Source organism: Mesorhizobium sp. B3-1-6, from assembly GCF_006439555.1.
GTDB lineage: Bacteria > Pseudomonadota > Alphaproteobacteria > Rhizobiales > Rhizobiaceae > Mesorhizobium.
The window spans coordinates 85,473-106,277 of the sequence record NZ_VFTM01000009.1 but is presented as its reverse complement, the minus strand read 5'-3'; the positions used below and the strand labels follow the sequence as shown (position 1 = coordinate 106,277).

Annotated in this window: 24 protein-coding genes, 1 other RNA gene and 1 pseudogene; 8 read left to right on the top strand and 18 right to left on the bottom strand. The window is 63.8% G+C overall.

The genetic code is table 11. The features are described 5' to 3' along the window. Positions 1 to 78: 78 nt before the first annotated feature. A pseudogene (locus tag FJ414_RS10430) lies at positions 79 to 940 on the top strand (LysR family transcriptional regulator). Here the strand turns inward: FJ414_RS10430 and FJ414_RS10425 are convergent. Genes FJ414_RS10425 through FJ414_RS10415 form a run of 3 tightly spaced genes read right to left on the bottom strand, consistent with a single transcriptional unit; the run spans position 932 to position 2,384 of the window. Further along, a complete protein-coding gene (locus FJ414_RS10425; RefSeq protein WP_140644207.1) occupies positions 932 to 1,471 on the bottom strand; it encodes a GNAT family N-acetyltransferase in 540 nt (179 codons plus the stop codon). The pseudogene FJ414_RS10430 and the gene FJ414_RS10425 overlap by 9 nt on opposite strands. A 32-nt stretch (positions 1,472 to 1,503) precedes the next feature. After that, on the bottom strand, positions 1,504 to 1,812 hold the full coding sequence (locus FJ414_RS10420) for a hypothetical protein (RefSeq protein ID WP_140644205.1): 309 nt from the start codon (positions 1,810 to 1,812) through the stop codon (positions 1,504 to 1,506). Between the two features lie 5 nt (positions 1,813 to 1,817). Continuing rightward, entirely contained in the window at positions 1,818 to 2,384 is a 567-nt protein-coding gene (locus FJ414_RS10415) for an XRE family transcriptional regulator (RefSeq protein WP_140644203.1), read from the bottom strand. A 152-nt stretch (positions 2,385 to 2,536) separates the two neighbouring features. On the opposite strand from FJ414_RS10415, the gene FJ414_RS10410 reads away from it, so the two are divergent. Next, positions 2,537 to 4,369: an ATP-binding protein gene (locus tag FJ414_RS10410; RefSeq protein ID WP_140644201.1), complete on the top strand. Its 1,833-nt coding sequence runs from the start codon at positions 2,537 to 2,539 to the stop codon at positions 4,367 to 4,369. Positions 4,370 to 4,547: 178 nt separating this feature from the next. Here the strand turns inward: FJ414_RS10410 and FJ414_RS10405 are convergent, their stop codons facing one another. Next, a complete protein-coding gene (locus FJ414_RS10405) occupies positions 4,548 to 5,339 on the bottom strand; it encodes a GGDEF domain-containing protein (protein ID WP_140644199.1) in 792 nt (263 codons plus the stop codon). Between the two features lie 125 nt (positions 5,340 to 5,464). Next, complete coding sequence (miaA, locus tag FJ414_RS10400; protein WP_140644347.1) at positions 5,465 to 6,409, bottom strand: tRNA (adenosine(37)-N6)-dimethylallyltransferase MiaA; 945 nt, start codon at positions 6,407 to 6,409, stop codon at positions 5,465 to 5,467. On the opposite strand from miaA, the gene serB reads away from it, so the two are divergent. Together serB and FJ414_RS10390 are read left to right on the top strand one after the other, a co-directional pair. Then, the gene (gene serB, locus FJ414_RS10395; RefSeq protein WP_140644197.1) at positions 6,399 to 7,286 is read left to right on the top strand and encodes a phosphoserine phosphatase SerB; all 888 of its coding nucleotides are present in this window, start codon (positions 6,399 to 6,401) and stop codon (positions 7,284 to 7,286) included. The genes miaA and serB overlap by 11 nt on opposite strands. Positions 7,287 to 7,294: 8 nt before the next feature. Further along, complete coding sequence (locus FJ414_RS10390; RefSeq protein ID WP_140644195.1) at positions 7,295 to 7,858, top strand: GNAT family N-acetyltransferase; 564 nt, start codon at positions 7,295 to 7,297, stop codon at positions 7,856 to 7,858. Here the strand turns inward: FJ414_RS10390 and FJ414_RS10385 are convergent, their stop codons facing one another. The 7 genes from FJ414_RS10385 to FJ414_RS10355 all read right to left on the bottom strand — a co-directional run bounded on the left by FJ414_RS10385 (position 7,859) and on the right by FJ414_RS10355 (position 13,854). Then, positions 7,859 to 8,119, bottom strand: coding sequence for a pilus assembly protein HicB (locus FJ414_RS10385; RefSeq protein ID WP_140644193.1), 261 nt, complete (start codon positions 8,117 to 8,119; stop codon positions 7,859 to 7,861). It abuts the gene before it with no gap. A 44-nt stretch (positions 8,120 to 8,163) separates the two neighbouring features. After that, positions 8,164 to 9,681: a DegQ family serine endoprotease gene (locus FJ414_RS10380; RefSeq protein WP_140644191.1), complete on the bottom strand. Its 1,518-nt coding sequence runs from the start codon at positions 9,679 to 9,681 to the stop codon at positions 8,164 to 8,166. Positions 9,682 to 9,826: 145 nt separating this feature from the next. Beyond that, on the bottom strand, positions 9,827 to 10,012 hold the full coding sequence (locus FJ414_RS10375; RefSeq protein WP_140644189.1) for a DUF2065 domain-containing protein: 186 nt from the start codon (positions 10,010 to 10,012) through the stop codon (positions 9,827 to 9,829). A 6-nt stretch (positions 10,013 to 10,018) separates the two neighbouring features. Beyond that, complete coding sequence (locus FJ414_RS10370) at positions 10,019 to 10,960, bottom strand: protease modulator HflC (RefSeq protein ID WP_140644187.1); 942 nt, start codon at positions 10,958 to 10,960, stop codon at positions 10,019 to 10,021. Continuing rightward, a complete protein-coding gene (hflK, locus tag FJ414_RS10365) occupies positions 10,960 to 12,075 on the bottom strand; it encodes an FtsH protease activity modulator HflK (protein ID WP_140644185.1) in 1,116 nt (371 codons plus the stop codon). Before hflK ends, FJ414_RS10370 begins: the two co-directional genes overlap by 1 nt. A 247-nt stretch (positions 12,076 to 12,322) precedes the next feature. Further along, positions 12,323 to 12,841, bottom strand: a complete 519-nt coding sequence (locus tag FJ414_RS10360; protein ID WP_140644183.1) for a dihydrofolate reductase — start codon at positions 12,839 to 12,841, stop codon at positions 12,323 to 12,325. Beyond that, a complete protein-coding gene (locus tag FJ414_RS10355; RefSeq protein WP_140644181.1) occupies positions 12,841 to 13,854 on the bottom strand; it encodes a DUF4424 domain-containing protein in 1,014 nt (337 codons plus the stop codon). Before FJ414_RS10355 ends, FJ414_RS10360 begins: the two co-directional genes overlap by 1 nt. 127 nt (positions 13,855 to 13,981) lie before the next feature. On the opposite strand from FJ414_RS10355, the gene cobF reads away from it, so the two are divergent. After that, a complete protein-coding gene (cobF, locus tag FJ414_RS10350) occupies positions 13,982 to 14,746 on the top strand; it encodes a precorrin-6A synthase (deacetylating) (protein ID WP_140644179.1) in 765 nt (254 codons plus the stop codon). A 157-nt stretch (positions 14,747 to 14,903) separates the two neighbouring features. Here the strand turns inward: cobF and FJ414_RS10345 are convergent, their stop codons facing one another. The 4 genes from FJ414_RS10345 to modA all read right to left on the bottom strand — a co-directional run bounded on the left by FJ414_RS10345 (position 14,904) and on the right by modA (position 17,964). Then, positions 14,904 to 15,245, bottom strand: coding sequence for a winged helix-turn-helix domain-containing protein (locus FJ414_RS10345; protein ID WP_140644177.1), 342 nt, complete (start codon positions 15,243 to 15,245; stop codon positions 14,904 to 14,906). 88 nt (positions 15,246 to 15,333) lie between these two features. Then, on the bottom strand, positions 15,334 to 16,446 hold the full coding sequence (gene modC, locus FJ414_RS10340; protein WP_140644175.1) for a molybdenum ABC transporter ATP-binding protein: 1,113 nt from the start codon (positions 16,444 to 16,446) through the stop codon (positions 15,334 to 15,336). After that, on the bottom strand, positions 16,443 to 17,147 hold the full coding sequence (modB, locus tag FJ414_RS10335; protein ID WP_140644173.1) for a molybdate ABC transporter permease subunit: 705 nt from the start codon (positions 17,145 to 17,147) through the stop codon (positions 16,443 to 16,445). The genes modC and modB overlap by 4 nt, the downstream gene beginning before the upstream one ends. Positions 17,148 to 17,169: 22 nt before the next feature. Continuing rightward, positions 17,170 to 17,964 (bottom strand): molybdate ABC transporter substrate-binding protein, encoded by a 795-nt coding sequence (gene modA, locus FJ414_RS10330; RefSeq protein WP_140644171.1) that lies wholly within the window; start codon positions 17,962 to 17,964, stop codon positions 17,170 to 17,172. A gap of 165 nt (positions 17,965 to 18,129) precedes the next feature. Between modA and FJ414_RS10325 the strand changes: the two genes are divergently transcribed. Beyond that, positions 18,130 to 18,339 carry a molybdopterin-binding protein gene (locus tag FJ414_RS10325; protein ID WP_140644169.1) on the top strand — a complete coding sequence of 70 codons (210 nt, stop codon included), beginning with the start codon at positions 18,130 to 18,132 and terminating at the stop codon, positions 18,337 to 18,339. A 13-nt stretch (positions 18,340 to 18,352) separates the two neighbouring features. Here the strand turns inward: FJ414_RS10325 and FJ414_RS10320 are convergent, their stop codons facing one another. Both FJ414_RS10320 and FJ414_RS10315 read right to left on the bottom strand, forming a co-directional pair. Beyond that, a complete protein-coding gene (locus tag FJ414_RS10320; RefSeq protein WP_140644167.1) occupies positions 18,353 to 19,147 on the bottom strand; it encodes a thymidylate synthase in 795 nt (264 codons plus the stop codon). 143 nt (positions 19,148 to 19,290) lie between these two features. Next, on the bottom strand, positions 19,291 to 19,602 hold the full coding sequence (locus tag FJ414_RS10315; RefSeq protein WP_140644165.1) for a DUF2853 family protein: 312 nt from the start codon (positions 19,600 to 19,602) through the stop codon (positions 19,291 to 19,293). A 168-nt stretch (positions 19,603 to 19,770) separates the two neighbouring features. Here FJ414_RS10315 and ssrA point away from each other — a divergent pair. Both ssrA and FJ414_RS10305 read left to right on the top strand, forming a co-directional pair. After that, positions 19,771 to 20,131, top strand: a transfer-messenger RNA (tmRNA) gene (gene ssrA / locus FJ414_RS10310). A 100-nt stretch (positions 20,132 to 20,231) separates the two neighbouring features. Continuing rightward, positions 20,232 to 20,792, top strand: coding sequence for an AAA family ATPase (locus tag FJ414_RS10305; RefSeq protein WP_140644163.1), 561 nt, complete (start codon positions 20,232 to 20,234; stop codon positions 20,790 to 20,792). Positions 20,793 to 20,805: the final 13 nt, after the last annotated feature.

The following is a 20,805-nucleotide window of genomic DNA, read 5'->3' as shown; positions in this document are numbered from 1 at the left end:
CATCGAAGGCATAATTCAAATTATCGTTTTGTGGGTAATGACGCTAAATTTGTGATGGCTGGGAAAGCTTTCGACACGATGCCTCCGCTCGACTGGCTGCGCAGTTTCGAGGCCGCCGCCCGCCTGTCGAATTTCACCGCTGCGGCCGTCGAGCTCGGGCTCACCCAGGCCGCGGTCAGCCAGCACATCCGTTTCCTGGAAGAGCGGCTGAAGACGCGATTGTTCGCGCGCCTGGCGCGCGGCGTGGCGCTGTCGCCGGAAGGCGCGGCCTATCTCCCCCACATCCAGTCGGCATTCGCGACCATCGGCAACAGCACGAAAGAGCTGTTCGAGCCGCGCGCCGTGCAGACCGTCAGCATACGTGTTCCCATTTCCTTCGCCCTGCTGGTGCTGGTACCGGCTCTTCCCGACCTGGCAAAGGCGCTGCCGCGCGTCAGGCTCGATCTGGTAACCATCCATCGGCCGACCGATTACGACCAGCCGGGCTCGGCGCTCGACATACGCTTCGGCAACGGGTCCTTTCCCGGTCGCGAGGCCGACCGGCTGACCGTCGAGCGGCTCGTTCCGGTCGCGGCTCCGCCGCTCGCCCTCGGTGGCGATTGGACATTGTTGCCGCTGCTCCTGGTGGCAGGAGCGCGCGAAATGTGGGCGGAAATGGTTTGCCGCCGCGGGGCTTGCCGGCCATTCCCGGCGCTCGCATCGCTTCGACAGTTTCGTCGCCGCCTTGGAAGCGGCCAAGACCGGCGCCGGAGCGCTGCTCGGCTCCCGGCCTTTGGTCGACGCCGCGCTCAGGGACGGTACTCTCGTCAGGCTTTCGGATTTCGAGCTTTCGAGCCCATCGGGCCATTTCCTGACAAGACCGTCATCGTCACGGCTGTCCGGCGCCGAGCAGGATTTTCGCCGCTGGCTTCTGTCGCGCATCGCCAGGATTTCAGGATAGCGCGTCGGCCGCTCTCCCTATCCGTTTCCAGTAGATAAGGGTGCCGGTCAGCCCGCCATGCGGCTTGAGCGCGAAATCGGGGATCTCACCGGTCAGCGTGAAACCAAGTTTCTCATAAAGCCCGGCCGCGCCCTCTTCGCTCGCCGTGTCCAGCACCAGCAGCGTACGACTTTTCTCGACGGCCAATTTCTCCGCTGCCCGCATCAGCCCCGTCGCGACGCCTTTGCCGCGATGATCGCGGCCGGTCATCAGCTTGGCGATCTCGGCGCGGTGCGGTTGATTGGGCGGAAAGTCGAGCAGCAGCGTGACGGTGCCGGCAAGCGCCTCGCCCCGCCATGCGCCGAGCACCGCCCTTTCGCCGCGCTCGGCCCCGGCAAGCGACTTGCGCCAGAAGTCCCGCGCCGCTTCCAGCGACAGCGGATGCATGAAGCTCACCGATCCGCCGGCGGCGACCGTCTCAATCAAGAGAGCGGACAGTTGGGCTACGGTCGCCGCGTCGTGCATCAACACCCGGATTTCAAGGGAGTTCATTCTGGTGTTCTCCAGAGGTCTCGGGAACGAGGTCATTCGAAATGGCTGGTTCGCTTGCGTCGGCGCGCCCGCCTGATTTCGGCGATACGGTCGGCGTCGTCCTCGCTGAGATGGCGCCCGCGCTCCAGGATCTCGAGCGTATATTCCTCATAGGTCAGCCCGAGCCGCTCGGCCCGTTCCAGCCGCATCAGCATGACGGCGTGGCTTGGCGCCTTCCAGGCCTTGTCGTGAGCGGCGCGCCAGGCGAGGAAGATATAGGCGTCGCCCTTGCCCCAGGGCGGGCCGTCATAGTCGTCGAGCGGCGGCCCGCCATTATGCGAGCGCTTTGGCCGGCGAGACATCGCAATCAGTCCCTGACCAGCGCCACGAGATACTCCGCCGCATCCGGTCCGGGAGCATGAAAGACACAATCCGAGGGCGCCCCCAGCGCCAGGCAGTCGCCGGGCTCGAGCCTGTGCACCAAATCGCCCTCGGTGAAGTCCAGCCTTCCGTCGATCAGCCATACCTGCTGCTTGATGAAGGTGTAGGATGCGGCGGGAAGGCTGACCTTGGCGCCCGCCGGCAGGCTGACCCTGATCAGTTCGAGCGGCATCCGCGATGCCGGCGACAGGTGACGTCTGATGTAACCGGTTGCCGGATCCTGCCAGACCGGCTGCTCGTCCTTGCGCGAAACACCGCCGCCCTGCATCTCGGCTCGTGCGATCAGCGTCGACAGCGTCATGCCGAAGGCCGCCGCGATGCGCACCAGGAGCGCCGCGGTCGGACTGGTCGTACCGCGTTCGATGGCGCTCAGCATCGCCTTCGAAACGTCCGAGCGCTCGGCCAATTCGGCCAGCGACCAGCCCCTCACCGTCCTCTCGGAGCGTATCCGTCTGCCGATCGTGGCACTGATGTCATTCGATATACCATCCATTCGTCCAATATATCGGAATTCCGCACGCTGGGAAGAGGTTGTTCGATCGAATGGTCGCGGCTGGCTTAACGCTGCCTACACCATTCGACCTCACCTGACTTTAACCCCGATTGGATAGGGTTGCCGCTCCAGGGGAATGGGACCACGGCATTATGTTTGTTGAACGCGAAGCCTCCGTTGGCGAACCGACTTCGCAGGAGCGCCGCAACATCCAGCAGAACGACAAGCGAATTCTGGGCAATGTCGTGCAATGCGACGGCGCGCGCGCCACCATCAGCGCCCACGCGGAAGACACCGAAGGCGCGGTCACCGGCCTCTGGACCGTCGGCAAGATGATCTCCATCAATCTCGGTTCGACACGAACGGTCGGCCTTGTCTATGCCATCGGCAAATCGGACCTTGCCTGGAACCACGAAGGGCAGAACCCGATCGAGGTCAGCGTCGAACTGGTCGGCGAGGTGCGCGACGGCGCCGAGCCCGACGCCAAGCCGGTGTTCGACCGCGGCATCACCACTTATCCGCATATCGGCGCCATTGCCCACAGCATCCGCAGCCGCGACCTGCAGGCGGTCTACGATCTGGCCGGGCGCCATTCGGTGACCATCGGCACGCTGTCGCAGGATGAGTCGATCGATGCCAACATCGCCATCGACGACACGCTGGCGCGTCATTTCGCCATCGTTGGCACCACCGGCGTCGGCAAATCGACGGCGGTGTCGCTGCTGTTGCGCAAAACGATCGAGGCGCGCCCCGACCTGCGCGTGCTCATCCTCGACCCGCACAACGAGTTCGCCGGCTCGCTGCCGGAATATTGCGTCAAGGTCGATTCCAAGACACTCGACCTGCCGTTCTGGATGTTCAGGCTGGAGGAATTCGCCGAAGTGCTGTTTCGCGGCCGCGAGACGGTGCCCGAGGAAGTGGATGTCCTGCGCGACCTGATCCCGGCCGCCAAGAACCTTTATCGCAACCCGAATTCCGGCACCTATGTCAGGCGCGGCAGCGACGCGCTGACGGCGGACACGCCGGTGCCCTACCGCATGGCCGATCTCATCAAGCAGATCGACGAGCGCATGGGCATGCTCGAAAGCAAGAACGACCGCCCGATCTTGAAGTCGCTGAAAACGCGCATCGAGTCGGCGGCGGCCGATCCGCGCTACCGCTTCATGTTCAATTCGCGGCTGATCGAGGACACCATCCACGAAACGATCGGCAACATTTTCCGCGTTCCCAGCCATGGCCGCCCGGTCACCTGCTTCGAGATGGCGGGCATGCCTTCGGAAGTCGTCAATTCGGTCTGCTCGGTGCTGGCGCGCCTGGCCTTCGACCTGGCCTTGTGGAGCGAGGGCCGGCTGAGGCTGCTCCTGCTTTGCGAGGAAGCCCACCGCTATATGCCGGCCGATCCGCGTCTCGGCTTCGCGCCGACCCGCCACGCGCTGTCGCGTATCGCCAAGGAAGGCCGCAAATATGGCTGTTATCTCGGCGTCGTCACCCAGCGCCCGGGCGAGCTCGACCCGACTATCCTGTCGCAATGCTCTACCTTTTTCGCCATGCGCCTCGCCAACGAACAGGACCAGGCGATCATCCGCTCGGCGATCGCCGACTCCTCGGCCTCGACGCTGGCTTTCCTGTCCTCGATGGGGCAGCGCGAAGCCATCGCTTTCGGCGAAGGCGTGGCGACGACCATGCGGCTGAAATTCGAGAAGCTGCCGCAACAATTCATCCCCGGCACCGCGAAAGGCGAGCAGGTCGAGCCCTCCGTGGATGGCAGCGACGTCGATCTGGCCATGATCGTCGAGCGGCTTCGCAACGTGCCGAAGCCGCAGCAGTCCATGGCTTTCGCCGAGACCGTGGACTCGACCCGCCAGGCCGGCGACCCGGACTACAAGAAGCCGGCCAACGCCCCGCGCGTGCAGCCGGACGACGACTTCGACACTCGCTACGGCCTGAAGCCCTCGACCTTCGGCATGCGCCAGCTCAACGACTGAGTTTCCGCTCTGCCTGAAGCCCCGCTTGAATGGGTAAATCTCGTCAGGAAATTCGTCAGGCTGAGTCGGCTGGAGCCGTTTTCGAGAACCGGAGCGGAGCGGACATTTGGGTCCGTGAGCACCGGAAGCGCAGAAAGCGCCTCCAGACGGCCAGCCTCACGAATTTGATGATGAGATTTTAGGCGCAGACGCGGTTGCGGCCTTGCTTCTTCGCCTCATAGAGCTGGCGGTCGGCGCGGCGGTAGAAATCCTCCGCGCTCTCCTTGTGGTCCCAGACGGCAAGGCCGACGCTGGTGGTGACCTTCAGCCGCACATTGCCCGACATGATCGACATGTTGGCGATCGCCTTGCGGATGCGTTCGGCGAACCTGGCGAGCAATTCGACATCCATGTTGGGGGTGACGACGGCAAATTCCTCGCCGCCCAGCCGCGCCACCACATCGTGATAACGCGTCATGCCCCTCAGACACGCGGCGACGGCCCTCAACACCTCGTCGCCGACGTCATGGCCATGCGTGTCGTTGACCTGTTTGAAATGATCGAGATCGAGGATCATCAGTCCGACCGGCCTGTCGATCCGGCGAAATTCTTGGAGATATTCGCGCAGCGCATCGTCGAAATAGCGGCGATTCTGCATTCCGGTAAGACCGTCGGTGAGCGCCGCCTGCTCGAGCGTCTGCGAACGGGCGCTGAGCGAAACCGTCATGGCCCTGAGCTTGCCCTCTTCCCGCACCTGGCCGCGGATCAGCGGGTAGATGAAGAAGGTGCCAAAGAACAGCGCGGTCGCCAGCAGCGCCCCGGTGACGAACAGCAATTTGTTGAGATAGACGATTTTGTCGACGCGCGATGCGGTATCGAGATCGGCGGCGATGTCCTGCAATTGGCCATAGGCGTGGAAGGTCACCAGGCCTGCGGCCAGGATCACGAAAATAAAGACAAAAAATGCGGATTCCGCCTTATGGAAACGCATCTACTCCCCGCGGCACTGCAAGCCTTGAGGTTATGGCATGGTGGGCCTTACGGACAGTTAACCCGGACAACCTTGGCGAGAATTAGAGCCAGGGATTTTAAGGTGCTGATTGAAAAAGCTTTTCGTCAGTCCGGGAGCGCCGGTTCGTCGCCCGGCCGCAGCCTGCGCCACTCCGCGCCCAGCTGGTGCCTGAACCAGGTCGACTGGCGCTTGGCATACTGCCGGGTCGCGATCTTGGCGCGTTCGATCGCTTCGGGAAAACCCGACTGTCCGGCCATTGCCGCTTGCAGCTCGCGCACGCCGATCGCTTTCATCGCCGGCAGATCCGCGTCGAGGCCGAGCGCGATGAGCCGGCGCACTTCGTCGAGCGCGCCTTTGTCGAGCATCTGGTCGAAACGCGCCTCGATGCGCCGCACCAATTGCTGCCGGTCCGGCTCGATGACCAGGAAACGCGCGCTGTCGCGATCGATCAGCGGCCGGCCGCGCGCCGCCTGCCATTCCAGGATCGAGCGTCCCGAAGCGTCGAGCACCTCGAGTGCCCGCACGATACGCTGGCCGTCGGTCGGCCTGAGCTGCATGGCGACGGTCGAATCCTCACGCATCAGCAGGCGATGCAGCCTTTCGGCCCCTTGTTCCTTGAGCTCGTAGCGCCAGCGCTCGCGGACGGAGGCCGGAATGTCCGGCATGTCCGAGATGCCTTCGGCCAGCGCGCGGAAATAGAGCCCGGTGCCGCCGACGAAAACGACCGGTCGGCCCGACAGCACGCCGTCTTCTATCAGCTTCGTGACGTCGCGCAGCCAGGCGCCGGTGGAATAGGCCGTGGAGGGATGGACATGGCCGTAAAGGAAATGCGGCGCGCGTGCCATTTCAGCGGCGCTCGGCCGCGCCGTCAGGACATCGAGTACCGAATAGCCCTGCATGGAATCGGTGTTGACGATGACGCCGCCACGGCGTTCGGCGAGATCGAGCGCCAGCGCCGACTTGCCGCTGGCTGTCGGCCCGGCTATCAGGATCGCGTTCTTGACGCGGCCTTCGCCCGCCTGCCTGCCGGAATGTTCGATGCCGCTGATCGCCACTTTAGTATCCCGTCCAGAAGCCCGCGCCGTGCCGGCCTCGCTTGCGAATATGGCCTTGCGGGCCGCCGGCGCAAGCGCCGTTGATTGGCTGGCCGCGGACATTGCCTGCGATCTCGTTTTGCCGCGGACGCCCGATATCGGCGAAATGACCGCCAATCTGCGCGCCGCATTGGCTTCCGAGCCGGTCGACGTCATCGTCCAACCGGCCGAAGGCAGGCGCAAGAAGATACTGCTTGCCGATATGGACTCGACCATGATCGACCAGGAATGCATCGACGAGCTTGCCGACGAAATCGGCGTCAAGGATCATGTGGCGGCGATCACCGCGCGCTCGATGAATGGCGAGATCGCGTTTGAGCCCGCCTTGCGCGAACGCGTCGCCCTGCTGAGGGGCCTCGATACCGCCGTGGTCGACCGCATCATCGCCAACCGGCTGACGCTCGCGGCCGGCGGCCGCGCCCTGGTGCAAACGATGCGCGCCAACGGGGCCTGGACAGCGCTGGTCTCCGGCGGCTTCGACGTCTTCACCAGCCGCATCGCCGCCATGCTGGGCTTTCAGGAAAACCGCGCCAACCGGCTGATCGAGGAACACGGCACATTCACCGGCATGGTGGCTGAGCCGATCCTCGGCCGCGCCGCCAAGGCCGAAGCGCTGCTCGACATCGCCAATCGGCTCGGACTGACGACCGAGGATGCCATCGCCGTCGGCGACGGCGCCAACGACCTCGATATGATCCGCCTTGCCGGCACCGGCGTCGCGCTCCACGCCAAGCCGGCGGTGGCGGAACAGGCGCGGATCCGCATCGATCATGGCGATCTGACGGCGCTGCTCTATCTCCAGGGCTACCGCCGGGATGAATTCGTCTTGTGAGGTCTCCAATGACGCCGATACGCACCGAGCGTCTCATCCTGCGCAATTGGGAAGAGCGCGACCGCGAGCTTTTCCATCGCATCAACTCCGACGAGCGCGTGATGGAATTCTTCCCGTTCCGCCGCGACCGTGCCGCGGCGGATGCCAAGATGGACGAGGTCCGCGCCTGGATCGATGAGGATGGCTACGGCTTCGCCGCGGCCGAGATTGCCGCGACCGGCGAATGCATCGGCTTTGTCGGTTTGTCCGGAACGGAAGACATCGACGTGCTGGCGCCCGGCACCATTGAGATCGGCTGGCGGCTGGCACCCGAATTCTGGGGCAAGGGCTACGTCACCGAGGCGTCGGAAGCTTGGCTCGCCTATGGCTTCGGAACGCTTGGCGTCGGCGAAATCGTGTCGTTCGCGGTTGCTGACAATCATCGCTCCATCGCTGTCATGAAGCGGCTCGGCATGCGAGTCGATCCCGCCGCCGATTTCGACCATCCCGCCGTCCCCGATAGCCATCCGCATCTCAAGCGGCATGTCATGTACAGGCTGTCGCGCGAGGATTGGCAGGCACGGCGTATCTGATCAATGCCTCTCAGAAGGACGTTCGTCTCCGGACTGTGGCGGACCATCCGGGACCTGATCGAGAATCCTGGCAAAATCCGCGCCGGATGCATTGCCCGCCCGTCGGCGTAGGAAATCGGCCGCAGTCTCCATAGCACCGATCTTTTGTGCCACGGCCGAGGCGATCCACTGATTGAGCGAGACACCGTCCGCTTTTGCCAGGCGCGCCGCCGCTTCCTTGACCGAGAGGGGCAGCTTCAAAGGATATGTTGCCTTGCTCATGTTCGTGTTCCTTTCAGCAACTCGGCCGGGCTAGCAAGCCGGACTCAATCCATCCGGATCGTCACGAAGCGCAGTTCGCCGGTCTTCGAAGCCAGCATCAAGAGCGCGTTCTTGCGGCCTTGCTCCTTCAGCGCGCCGATCCGGTCCATCACGTCCTTCGGCGTGCCGACCGATTCCTGCGCGATCTCGGTGATCACCTCGCCAGGCTGGATGCCGCGCTCGGCCGCCGCCGAATTCTTGGCGACATCGGTGATGACCACGCCGGACACATCCGCCGCGATGCCGAACTTCTGCCGCGTCTGGTCGTTGAGCTCGCCGACCGTCATGCCGAGCACCGAAGCCGTCGATACCGGAGGCGTCGCCTTGTCGCCCTTGTCCTGGTCGGTGTTGCCGTTCTCGCCGCTGGCCAGCTTCTCACTGTCCTCGAGCCGTCCGAGCGTCACCTTGACGGTCTGCTCGACGCCCTTGCGCACGATGACGACGTCGACCGCCTTGCCGACCGGGCTTTCGGCCACGACACGCGGCAGGTCGCGCATTTCGTGGATGTCTTTGCCGTCGAACTTGATGATGACGTCGCCGGCCTGCACCGAACCGTTGTCGACCGGCCCGCCCTTGATGACGCCGGCCACCAGCGCACCCTTGGCGGTTGCCATGCCGAGGCTTTCGGCGATGTCGTCCGTCACCGGCTGGATGCGCACGCCGAGCCAGCCGCGCCGCGTCTCACCATACTGGCGAAGCTGGTCGACGACGCCGGCGGCAAGCTGCGAGGGGATGGAGAAACCGATGCCGATCGACCCGCCCGACGGCGAGATGATCGCCGTGTTGATGCCGATGACTTCGCCCTCGGCGTCGAACAGCGGGCCGCCGGAATTGCCGCGGTTGATGGCGGCGTCGGTCTGAATGAAATCGTCATAGGGGCCGGAATTGATGTCGCGGTTGCGCGCCGAGACGATGCCGACCGTGACCGTGCCTCCCAGGCCGAACGGATTGCCGATCGCCATCACCCAGTCGCCGACGCGCATCTTGGTGGAATCGCCGAATTTCACCGCCGTCAGCTTGTGGCCCTTGGGGTCGACCTTCAGCACCGCGACATCGGTCTTGGTGTCGGTGCCGACCAGCGTCGCCTTCAGCGTGATGCCGTCGGAGAAATTGACTTCGATATCGTCGGCATCGGCGATGACATGGTTGTTGGTCACGACGATGCCCTGTTCGGCGTCGATGACGAAGCCGGAGCCGAGCGACTGCACTTTCTGCGCGGCACCGCCCTTGTCGCCGCCACGGTTCTTGAAGAAATCGTCGAAGAAGTCCTGGAACGGCGAGCCCTCTGGCAGCTGCGGCATCGGCACCGCGCCCGGCCCTTCCGTGCCTTTCACCGTTTGCGAGGTCGAGATGTTGACCACCGCGCCAAGCAGGCGCTCGGCCAGATCGGCGACCGAAGGTGGTCCGTCGGAGGCGATCGTCGGCGTGACGAAGGACGGAACGGCAACAATGCCGACTGCGAATGCCGTGGCGCCGGCGAAGAAGGTGCGCCGCGCCGCGCGCAACAGGGTGTCGGATATCATCGTGGCCTCCCGGTGTTTCAGAAAAGGAACGACGCATCCGCAAAGGCGCCTGTCCGATTCATGTTGGCAAGAAATAAGGCACGTTTGCGGCTATAGCTATCGGCGGAAGATAAATCGTCAATCGCTTCGGCACCAAGGAATTTCATCAACCGCGGACCAGCCAGACGATGCCGACGCCGATGGCGATCGCCGCCAGTCCGCCGATCCGCAGCACATTTTCCGGCACCGACAGCACTTCAGTAGCGAGTTTCCGGGCCAAAGCCGGAAACCCTCCATAGACCAGCCCTTCGATCACGAGGACCAGGCCGATTGCCGCCAGAAAATCCTGCACCGCCCGCTACTGGGCGGTGCCAGGTTGCGTTGCAGGTGGCGTCGCAGGCGCGGCAGGTGCCGGCCCGGGCTTGCTGTCGGGATCGCGGAAGTAGCGGAAGAACTCGGATTCGGGCGAGAGCACCATCGTCGTTCCGGTGTTGTCCAACGCCGTGCCGTAGGCGTTCATCGAGCGATAGAAGTCGAAGAAGGCCGGATCGCGCTTATAGGCGTCGGCGAAAGTCGCGCTGCGCTGCGCCTCGCCCTCGCCGCGCAGGATTTCCGATTCCTTCTGCGCCTCGGCGACGATCTCGACGACCTCGCGGTCGGCTCGCGCCCTGATGCGCTGTGCCGCCTCGTTGCCGCGCGCCCTCAGGCGCTCGGCTTCCGCCAGGCGCTCGGCCTTCATGCGGTCATAGGTCTGCTGCGAGACCTCCGCCGTCAGATCGGTCCGGCGGATGCGCACGTCCTCGATGTCGAGGCCGAGCGAGGTCGCGTCGGGACGAAGCTGATCGCGCACCTCGCGCATCATGTTGCCGCGCTCTTCCGAAAGAGCGGCTTCGAAGTCGCGCAGGCCGTAGACACGGCGCAGCGCCGCGTCGAGACGCGTCCTCAGGCGGGCTTCGGCCAGTTCGACCTGACCGGACACCGCCGCGCGGAAGGTGCGCGGATCCGAGATGCGGTAGGCGATGAAGGCATCGACCTCGTAGAACTTGCCGCCCGAGACCTGGACGCGGATGTTGTCGAGGTCGAAGCGCATCACCCGCTTCTCGACCATTTGCACGCTGTCGGCATCGAAGAAGGCGAACGGCGCCTTGAAGTAGATGCCGGGCTCGCTCTTGACGTCGATGATCTCGCCGAACCTGAGCACGATAGCTTGCTGGCCGGCATTGACCACGAACACCGACGAATAGAGCAGGAACAGAAGGACGGCCGCGATCACGGCGATGATGGGAAGACGGTTGGCCATCACTGGTTACCTCCCGTCGTGACGCCGCCCATAGGGGCCGGCGCCGGCTGTGCTTTCGGCTGCAATGCCGGCAGCGGCAGGTAAGGCAGCACGCCCTGACCGTTGCCCTGTTCGACGACGACCTTGTTCGAGTCCTTCAGGATCTTCTCCATGGTTTCGAGATAAAGGCGCTTGCGCGTGACGTCGGGCGCCTTGGCGTACTCGTTGTAGACGGAGATGAAGCGCTGCGCCTCGCCTTCCGCCTCCTGCACGACGCGGTTCTTGTAGGCGGCGGCGTCCTCGCGGACCTGTGCCGCCTGGCCGCGCGCCTGGCCGAGCTTCTGGTTGGAATACTGGTTGGCCTGCTCGACGAACTTGTCCTCGTCCTGCTCGGCGCGCTGCACCTCGTCGAACGCGTCGGCTACCTCACGCGGTGGTGCCGCGTCCTCGATCGAGACTGCGTTGACCTGGAGACCGGTCTTGTAGCCGTCGAGCGTGCCCTGGATGATCTCGCGCACCCCGGTTGCGATGCCCTGGCGGTCGTCGCGGAAGATGTCCTGCGCCGGCCGCCGGCCGACGACTTCGCGCATGGCGCTCTCAGCCACCTGGGTCAGCATGCCGTCGGGATCGGAGACATCGAACAGATAGGCTTTGGGATCGGAGACCTGGTAAGCCACCGAGAACTGCACGTTGACGATGTTCTGGTCGCCCGAGAGCATCAGCCCGGAGCCGCTGCTCGAGCCGCCGCCGATGCTGACGAGCTGCTCGGAGATCTTTGCGGTCTCGACCGTTTCGATCGGCCACCAGTGGAAATGCAGGCCTGGCTGCGAAAGCTCGGTCTTCGGCTGGCCGAAGCGCAGTTCGACCGCAACTTCGTCGGGCTGCACGGTGTAGATCGCCTTGAAGGCCCACAGCACGATGAGGGCCAGCGCGATCAGCCCGAGCACGGCCGGGCTGGCGCCGCCGCCTCCCGGAAGCGCGCGCCGCAGCCTGTCCTGGCCGCGGCGGATGATATCCTCAAGATCGGGGGGCGAACCCTGCGGGCCGCTTGGCCCTTTCGGTCCCTGCCCCCAGGGCCCTTGATTGCCGCCGCCGCCCCATGGGCCGCCGCCACCGCTCTTGTCGTTCCAGGGCATGAATGTCCTTTCGCTCCGGTTCCCTCAGGCCTTGCGGCGCAATCCTAACGCATGACCCGGAAAACCCATATCGGTTTTCGAAAAGGAATCATGCGCCAAAATCAAAGTATTACGGCGGCCTCTTGCGCGTCCGGTTGGATGCGCGCCGCTGCAACACCGTTCTTCTATAGGGACGCCTTGACCCGCTTTCAACGCGATGTGCCGTCGTCTCCGTGCGATTTGGATCGGTAGCGACCCTTTGTCGTCGTCAACGATCGTCGCGTCGGCGCTCGTAAACCGTATAACGCGTGGCGTGGCTGTCCTTCTCGCCGGCGGGAAAATCCTCGGCGCTGACGACTTGCCAGACATTTGGGTCGATCGGCGGGAAATGCGCGTCGCCATCGACGCTGGCCAGCACATGCGTCACATGCAGCCGGTCGGCGAGCGGCAAAGCCTGGGCGTAGATCTCGCCGCCACCGACCACGCAGATCTCCTGCGCTCCCGCCATGCAGCGGCCGCGCACCCTGGCCAGCGCGATCGCGTCATCCAGCGAGTGGGCCACCTCAATGCCCTCGGCCCGCCAGGTTTTGTCGCGCGTCACCACGATGTTGAGACGACCGGGCAGCGGCCGGCCGATGCCTTCATAGGTCTTGCGGCCCATGATGATCGGCTTGCCCATCGTGTCGGCCTTGAACCGCTTGAGATCGGTGGAAAGCCGCCACGGCAGGCCGCCTTCGCGTCCGATCACGCCGTTTTCGGCGATGGCGACATAGATCGCGATGTCCATCAGCCGCCATTCCCGCCATTATCCGACGGCTCCAGCAGCAGGATGTCGATGTCGTGCTCGGGATCGAAATCCTTTGCGGTGATCTCGAACGTCGTCGGTCCGACCTTTTTGACATTGTCGCCGCAGAAGGAGACGAGGTTTTTGGGGCTGCCCTTGTCGATCGTCAGCTTGAAGTTACCGATATTGCCGGAGGCCCAATTACCCCCCGTGGTCAGGATGTAGGCGATCCGGCTCTCGTAATATTTCGGATAACCATCCGGATTTGCCTTGGCCGCCTTGCGCACCGCATTCTCGAATGCGCCGTCCATGCAATAGCGGGTCTTGTAGGCCGCATACTGGCCCTGGAACTGGCCGTCGGAGAAGAAACTGACCGAGGAAGTGCCGCCGACGCTGGGCTTGTAGCGATGCGAAACATGGACTTCCTTGTTGGCCGGGAAGGTCGAGCGCCACCAATAGGTCGAGCGCAATTGCCAGAACGGCGCGTAGGCGGTTTTCATGCCCGAGCCGTCATCGGCGGTGTCTTCGATGACGATGCCACGGTTTTCCCAATCCTCGGCGACATCCTTGGGCAGCTTCGCCAGCGCCGCCTTGGCGGCGTCGCCGAACGGATAGAGCGGTACGTTCTGTGCCTTGAGGTCCGTGGTGATGTCGATGCCGAGCGCAAACGCCCTTTGCTCAAGCTGCGGCTTCGCGTCGACGCCGTCGATCGTCACCTCGAAGCCGAGGAAATTGTCGCTCTGCGCTTCCGGGATCGCCGGCATCTCGTTTGGATCGCCCTCGATGTCGGGCATCGGGAACGCGACGATGGAGCTGACATCCTTGTCGGTGTTGTTGCGGAACACATAGTCGACCGCCACCTTCTCCGGCGAGATGAAAAGATCCTCGCTCTGCATGGCGACGGCGTCGCTGCGCGACAGGATCAGGCCGCCGGTGCCGAGCTCAGCGACGGAATCATTGGCGAAGGCCGGAGCGGCCATGATTGCCAGCGCTGCGGTCAGTACGGTGCGTAACATGGACCCCTCCTCGACGGCGATACCGGGCGTCTTTTCATCTACCGTTTCAGTGCGCCGTTTCAAAGCCCTTCGTCATCGGGCATCGGGACTTCTGGACACCGCGCCATCGATCGGGCAGGAGAGCGCCATGCGCAAGCTTCTCGTCATCGGCATCGGCGCCGGCAATCCCGACCACATGACTGTACAGGCCATCAACGGCCTGAACCGCGCCGACGCGCTGTTCATTCCCGACAAGGGAACGAAGAAGAACGATCTTGCCGATTTGCGCCGCCAGATATGCGACCGCTTCGTCACCAATCCGAAATCGCGCCGCGTCGAGTTCGATGTGCCGGTCCGGGCCGAGCCGACATCGTCTTACCGGGCAACCGTCGACGACTGGCACGAGGCGATCGCCGAGATCTATGAGGCCTTGATCCGCGACGAGCTTGCCGACGACGGTTGCGGCGCGTTCCTGATCTGGGGCGATCCGTCGCTCTATGACAGCGCGCTGCGTATCCTCGAACGCGTTCGCCTCAGAGGCAATGTCGCTTTCGAGCTCGAAGTCATCCCCGGCATCACCGCGATCCAGGCGCTGGCCGCCGCCCACGCGACCGCGCTCAATCGCATCGGCGATTCGATTCTTGTCACCACCGGCCGGCGGCTGACCGAGGAAGGCCTGGCCGCCAATGCCGGCTCGACCGTGGTCATGCTCGACGGCAAATGCGCCTTCAACACGCTGGCGGACCAGGATGTCCTCATCCAGTGGGGCGCCTATCTCGGCACACCGGATGAGATCGTCATTTCCGGCCGGCTGGGCGATGTCAGCGCCGAAATCGAAAGGGTTCGCGAGGAAGCCCGGCGAAAGAAGGGCTGGATCATGGACACCTATCTGCTGAGGAAGCCAGGGGATTAGGCAGTAGGCAGTAGGCAGTAGGCAGTAGGCAGTAGGCAGTAGGCAGTAAGATAATGGAGGCGATAGGGGCCTCGATTTCGAGCATCCAGGACATCATACCCTACTGCCTACTGCCTACTGCCTACTGCCTACTGCCTACTGCCTACTGCCTATTCCCTCATCCCGCGTCGATCTCCGCCTGCAGGGCCTGCATATGGACGGCGGCGGCCGATGAAGCGGCTCGCTCTATGGCGCGAAACCGGCTGACGACCGCCAAACCCACCGGCGTCAGTTGCGCGCCGCCGCCTTTGCGGCCGCCGGTCTGCGCCGCGACCAGCGGCTTGCCGAACACGCGGTTCATGTCTTCGACCAGATCCCAGGCATGCTTGTAGGACATCTCCATGCCGCGTGCCGCGGCCGAGATCGAGCCGAAGGCGGCGATCTGCTCCAGAAGTTCGATCTTGCCCGGGCCGATTCGGCCGTCGGGGTCGAGATTTATCCGCAGGCTGAGCGACGGCATTTCATCTCCTCGGCTTCCACGGCACGACAATAGTCTCTATGCGAAGCAAGCGCTATTCCAAATATACATAGCGACATGATCGAGATCCTCAAACGTCGGCTTCGGCCGGCAGGCCGGCGCCGGTGTTTGCGCGATCGAAGCTCACCGTCTTGATGACCGCAAAGACCTCGCTTCCCAGCTTGAGACCAAGCGCCTGCCGCGATTGTTCGGTGATCCGCGCGATCACAACCGCGCCGTGGCAATCGATGCCGATTTCGACCTCGGGCCCCTCGCCGGGCTTCATGCTGACGATTGTTCCCTCCAGGATATTGAGCGCGCTGAGTCCGGCGGGTTTCTCGATGGCGACCATCACGTCGCGGGCGCGGACACGTATGCGAACCGAAGCTCCGGCCGGCCGCGCCAGTTTCGGCACGCGGATCTCGCCGGCCTGCGAGGCAAGCACCGTCATGCCGAAAGCCTCGTCGTGACGCAGGACCTTGGTGTCGAGCACCGCTCCGCCCTCGCCGCGTTCCTCCGCCGGCAACAGGTCGAGCCGCCGCATGATCGCCTCTGTCGGGCCCGCGGCCGCAACCTTGCCCTGCGAAAGCACCATGACGTCGCTCGCCAGCCGCGCCACCTCGGCGACGGAATGGCTGACATAGACGATCGGGATCTTCGTCTCGTCGCGCAACCGCTCGATATAGGGGAGGATCTCGGCCTTGCGCGCCTCGTCGAGCGAGGCGAGCGGTTCGTCCATCAGAAGCATTTTCGGGCTGGTAAGCAGCGCGCGGCCGATCGCGACCCGCTGCCTTTCGCCGCCCGACAGTTTCGCCGGCCGCCGGTCGAGCAGGTGACCGATGCCGAGCAGGTCGACCACCGCGTCCATCCTGGCGTAGCGCTCGGAAGCCGGCGTGAACCAGCGGCCGTAGCGCAGATTGCCGGCGACGCTCATATGCGGGAACAGCCGCGCGTCCTGGAACACCATGCCGATCCGCCGCTTGTGCATCGGCACGAAGATGCGCGCGGCGGTGTCGACCAGCACCTTGCCGTCGACCGAGATACGGCCTTTGTCCGGACGGATCAGGCCCGCGATCAGATTGATCAGCGTCGACTTGCCCGAACCGGACGGCCCGAACAGCGCCGTCAGCCGGCCGGCGCTCTCGAAACGCGCCTCCACGGCGAAATCGCCGAGCCGATGCTGGATATCGACGGAGAGCGTCATTCGATGTCCATTCGCCGGCCGACCCGCCGCGCCAACACTTCCGAGGCGACCAGCGCGACCATCGAGATGACGATCGAGATCAGCGTCAGCCTGAGCGCGCCTTCATCGCCGCCCGGCACCTGTGTGAAGGTGTAGATCGCCGAGGGCAGCGTCTGCGTTTCGTTGGGGATGTTGGAGACGAAGGTGATGGTGGCGCCGAATTCGCCCATCGCCTTGGCGAAGGAAAGGACCGCGCCTGCGATCACGCCGGGCAGGATCAGCGGCAGCGTGATGGTGGCGAACACCCAGAGCGGATTGGCGCCGAGCGTGCCGGCCGCCGCCTCGATTCTGCGGTCGACAGCCTCGATCGAGAGCCGGATGGCCCGCACCATCAGCGGAAAGCCCATCACCCCGCAGGCCAGTGCCGCGCCCGTCCAGCGGAACGAGAAGACGATGCCGAAATGCTCGGCAAGGAAGGCGCCGGCCGGGCCACGCCGGCCGAAGGTGAGCAAGAGCAGATAGCCGGTCACCACCGGCGGCAGGATCAGCGGCAGATGCACCAGCCCGTTGAGCAGGGTCTTGCCCCAGAAACGCCCCCGCGCGAGCAGGAGCGCGAGCAGGATGCCGGGCGGCAGGCTGGCGAGCATCGCCACCGTAGCCACCTTGATCGACAGCCGGACCGCATTCCATTCGTCGGGAGTGAGGTCCAGCAGCCAATTCATAGCGATGTCTGCGCGGTCTTTCTCAGTTGCTCGGCGCGAGCACCGTAAAACCCTGCTCCTTGAAGAGCTCGGCGGCCTTGGCCGACTCGACGCATTTCAGGAAGGCAGCCGTATCCTTGTCCTTCGAATCCGCGGTCTGGGCAATCGGGTAGATGATCGGCGGATGCGAATCTTCCGGGAAGGTGCCGATGACCTTGACGCCCTTTTCGGCATGCGCGTCGGTGGCATAGACGATGCCAAGCGGGGCCTCGCCCGTCGACACCAGCTTCAGTGCGGCGCGCACATTCTCGGCCTGCGCGACCTTGCCTTCGACCGACGACCAGACGCCCAGCGATTCCAGCGCCGCCTTGCCGTATTTGCCGGCCGGCACGGCTTTGAAATCGCCCATGGCAAGCTTGCCGTCGCCGATCAGCTTGGCGAGGTCGAAGCCCTTCTCGACCCTGGTCTCGACCGTGGAATCCTTCGGCGCCACCAGCACGATCTGGTTGCCGAGCAGCTTCACTTCGGTATCCGGCTTGGTCAGCTTCTTGTCGGAGAGATACTTCATCCAGTCGAGGTCGGCCGAGACGAAAACGTCGGCCGGCGCGCCGCCTTCGATCTGCTTGGCCAGGGCCGAGCTCGCCGCATAGGAAATGGTGGCGGCTTCGCCGACTTCCGGCTCGCAGGCCTTGTTGACCGCGTCGAGCGCGTCCTTGAGGCTCGCCGCGGCAAATACGATCACCTTGTCGTCGGCATGGGCCGCCGGTACCGCCGCCATCAGCATTGTCGCCAGACCGCCAATAGCTGCCGCCTTCAACCCAAAACCCTTGCCCGTCATGGAATCTCTCCCTGGTTTCAATCCGTACGGCCCAAAGCCCCGCATCGATATATCCGCATGAACATAACAAGGGAAGGCTTTTCGCCTGCCATGACATTGTGCGCCGTCGTGGTCTCGGCCTACGATGAATGCGAAACGGAACGGCGAAGCTTTAAGGAGAGACGCATGAAGATCAGCGCCCGCAACATCCTCGAGGGTAAGGTCACCGAGATCGTCAAGGGAGCCACCACCTCGCATGTCAGGATCGACATCGGCGGCGGCGTCATCGTCACCACCTCGATCACCAACGAAGCGGTCGCCGACCTCGCGCTCGAAAAAGGCAAGCAGGCCTATGCGGTGATCAAGGCCTCGGACGTCATGGTCGGCATCGACTGAGCCGAAGGCTGGCTCATACGGCGATCGGCGCCTTGATGCTCGCATCCGCGAAATAGTTCTCGAGCCGGAAATCCTCGAAGCGGAAGGCGAAGAGGTCTTTCACCTCCGGATTGATCCACATCGTTGGTAAGGCCTTGGGCGTGCGCAGCATCTGCTCCTGCGCCTGCTCGAAATGGTTCGAATAAAGATGCGCGTCGCCCAGTGTGTGGACGAAATCGCCGGGCTTCAGCCCGGTCACCTGCGCCACCATCATGGTGAGCAAGGCATAGGAAGCGATGTTGAATGGCACGCCGAGGAAGATATCGGCCGAGCGCTGGTAAAGCTGGCACGAGAGCCTGCCCTCCGAGACATAGAACTGGAACAGGCAGTGGCAGGGCGGTAGCGCCATCGCCTCGACTTCGGCCGGGTTCCAGGCCGAGACGATCAGCCGGCGCGAGTTAGGATTCCTGCGTATCTCCTTCAAAAGGCCCGCGATCTGGTCGATCTCGCCGCCATGCCCGTCCGGCCATGAGCGCCATTGCTTGCCGTAGACCGGTCCAAGATCGCCATTCTCGTCGGCCCATTCGTCCCAGATGGTGACGCCATGGTCGTTGAGATATTTGATGTTGGTGTCGCCGGCCAGGAACCACAAAAGCTCGTGGATGATCGACTTCAGATGCAGCTTCTTCGTGGTCGTGACCGGAAAGCCGCGCGAAAGATCGAAGCGCATCTGGTAGCCGAATACCGAGCGCGTGCCTGTCCCGGTGCGATCGCCGCGGTCGGCGCCATTTTCCAGCACATGCTTCAAGAGGTCGAGATATTGGCGCATCGGCTCCGCCTCGATTCGGGTAACAGGCAATCATACCCGACCGACAGCCGATCGAACACCGCAAAGCAGGCTACGGATGTGGGTCGCGCCAAAAAACCAACGGCGCCGGCATGGTTTCGTGCCGGCCGCCGGATGGCAGTGCCTTACAGAGAGCCGAGTTTGCCGAGGTCCTTGGCAACCAGATAGTAGAAGGTCACGCGGCTCTTAGTGTTGTCGGCATGCATCGCCTTGCAGGTCTTCTCGATCGACGCATTCGCCTTTGCGGCATCCGCGATGCCGAGCTTCTTGCCGATCCAGTTCTCCCGCACGCGGTCGAGCTCCTTCGGGTCGGTGCAGGACACCAGCGAGGAGTCGCGGTTCCTGAGCGCAATGCCCAGATGCTTGACGATCTTATCGACCGCGTCGGCGCTGGCGCCGGCATCGTATTTCTTCACATCCGCAAGATAGTCGGCCATCAAACTTCCCCTCGTCGGCGCCACCGATCCGATCGGTGAGGGTTGTGGCGCGCTACGCAACCTGTGCGTTAGGTCAGAGACTCCTCACCGGCAGCGAGATTTGATTGAGTGGGCGCGCAAGTCAACCCTTGGCTGCGCAGTTTGGCATAACCGGATAAGCGCCGGTTTGGCCTTTCTTTTTCCGTTATCGATCCCTATATTCGTTTCGTCGGCTTGACCGACTATGGCGATAAACAGGCGATGAAATAAGCCGTTCGGACCCGGGGGCGGTACCCGGCGCCTCCACCAAAAACCGCTCTGGCTGACGGAGCGGCTTTTGCTGGGGGCGAAATAGGATCGACGAAGGTGTAAAGATCGTACTTTTGCCCGGCATTGTACCACCGTCATCGGGCTAAACTTATAGTTGCCAACGACAACTATGCGGAAGCTCGTCTCGCTGCTTAATGCGGCGCGAACGCTTCAAATCAAGCCCTAGCGGTTCGCACTTCTAGGCGGGGTTCGGAGGTACCTGGCAACAGAAACCTCCACCTTCCCCTCTTTTGCTTCTTCCCACCAACCGAACGGCCAAGGCTCGTCCGGCGCTTGATGCGCGGCGTACAGCCTTGCCGCCCATGCTCAAGGGACATGCGATGCAAAACGATTGCGGCCGATTCTTCGTGCTGACCGGCGGTCCAGGTTCCGGCAAGACCACCTTGATCGAAGCACTGCAGGCCCAGGGCTTCGCGACGGCGCCTGAGGCCGGGCGCGGCATCATCCGCGACCAGATGGCCATCGGCGGCCCTGCCCTTCCCTGGCAGGATCGCGCGCTCTTTGCCGAGCTGATGCTGTCGTGGGAGCTGCGCTCCTGGCACGGCGCACATGCCGAACCACCGGGCCCGATCTTCTTCGATCGCGGCGCGCCCGACACCATCGGCTATCTCAGACTCTGCGGCCTGCCGGTGCCGGACCACCTCACAAGCGCTGCGAGGAAATTCCGCTACGCGCGCCGCGTCTTCGTCGCGCCACCCTGGCCGGAGATCTTCACCCAGGACGAGGAGCGCAAGCAGACGCTCGACGAGGCCGAGCGCACATTCCGCTCGGTGACCGGCATCTATGTGGAGCTCGGTTACGAACTGGTGCCGTTGCCTCTCGCTCCGGTCGAGGAACGGTTGCGCTTCGTCATCGATCAGGCCGGCTTGCAACAGACATGAAAAAGGCCGGGCT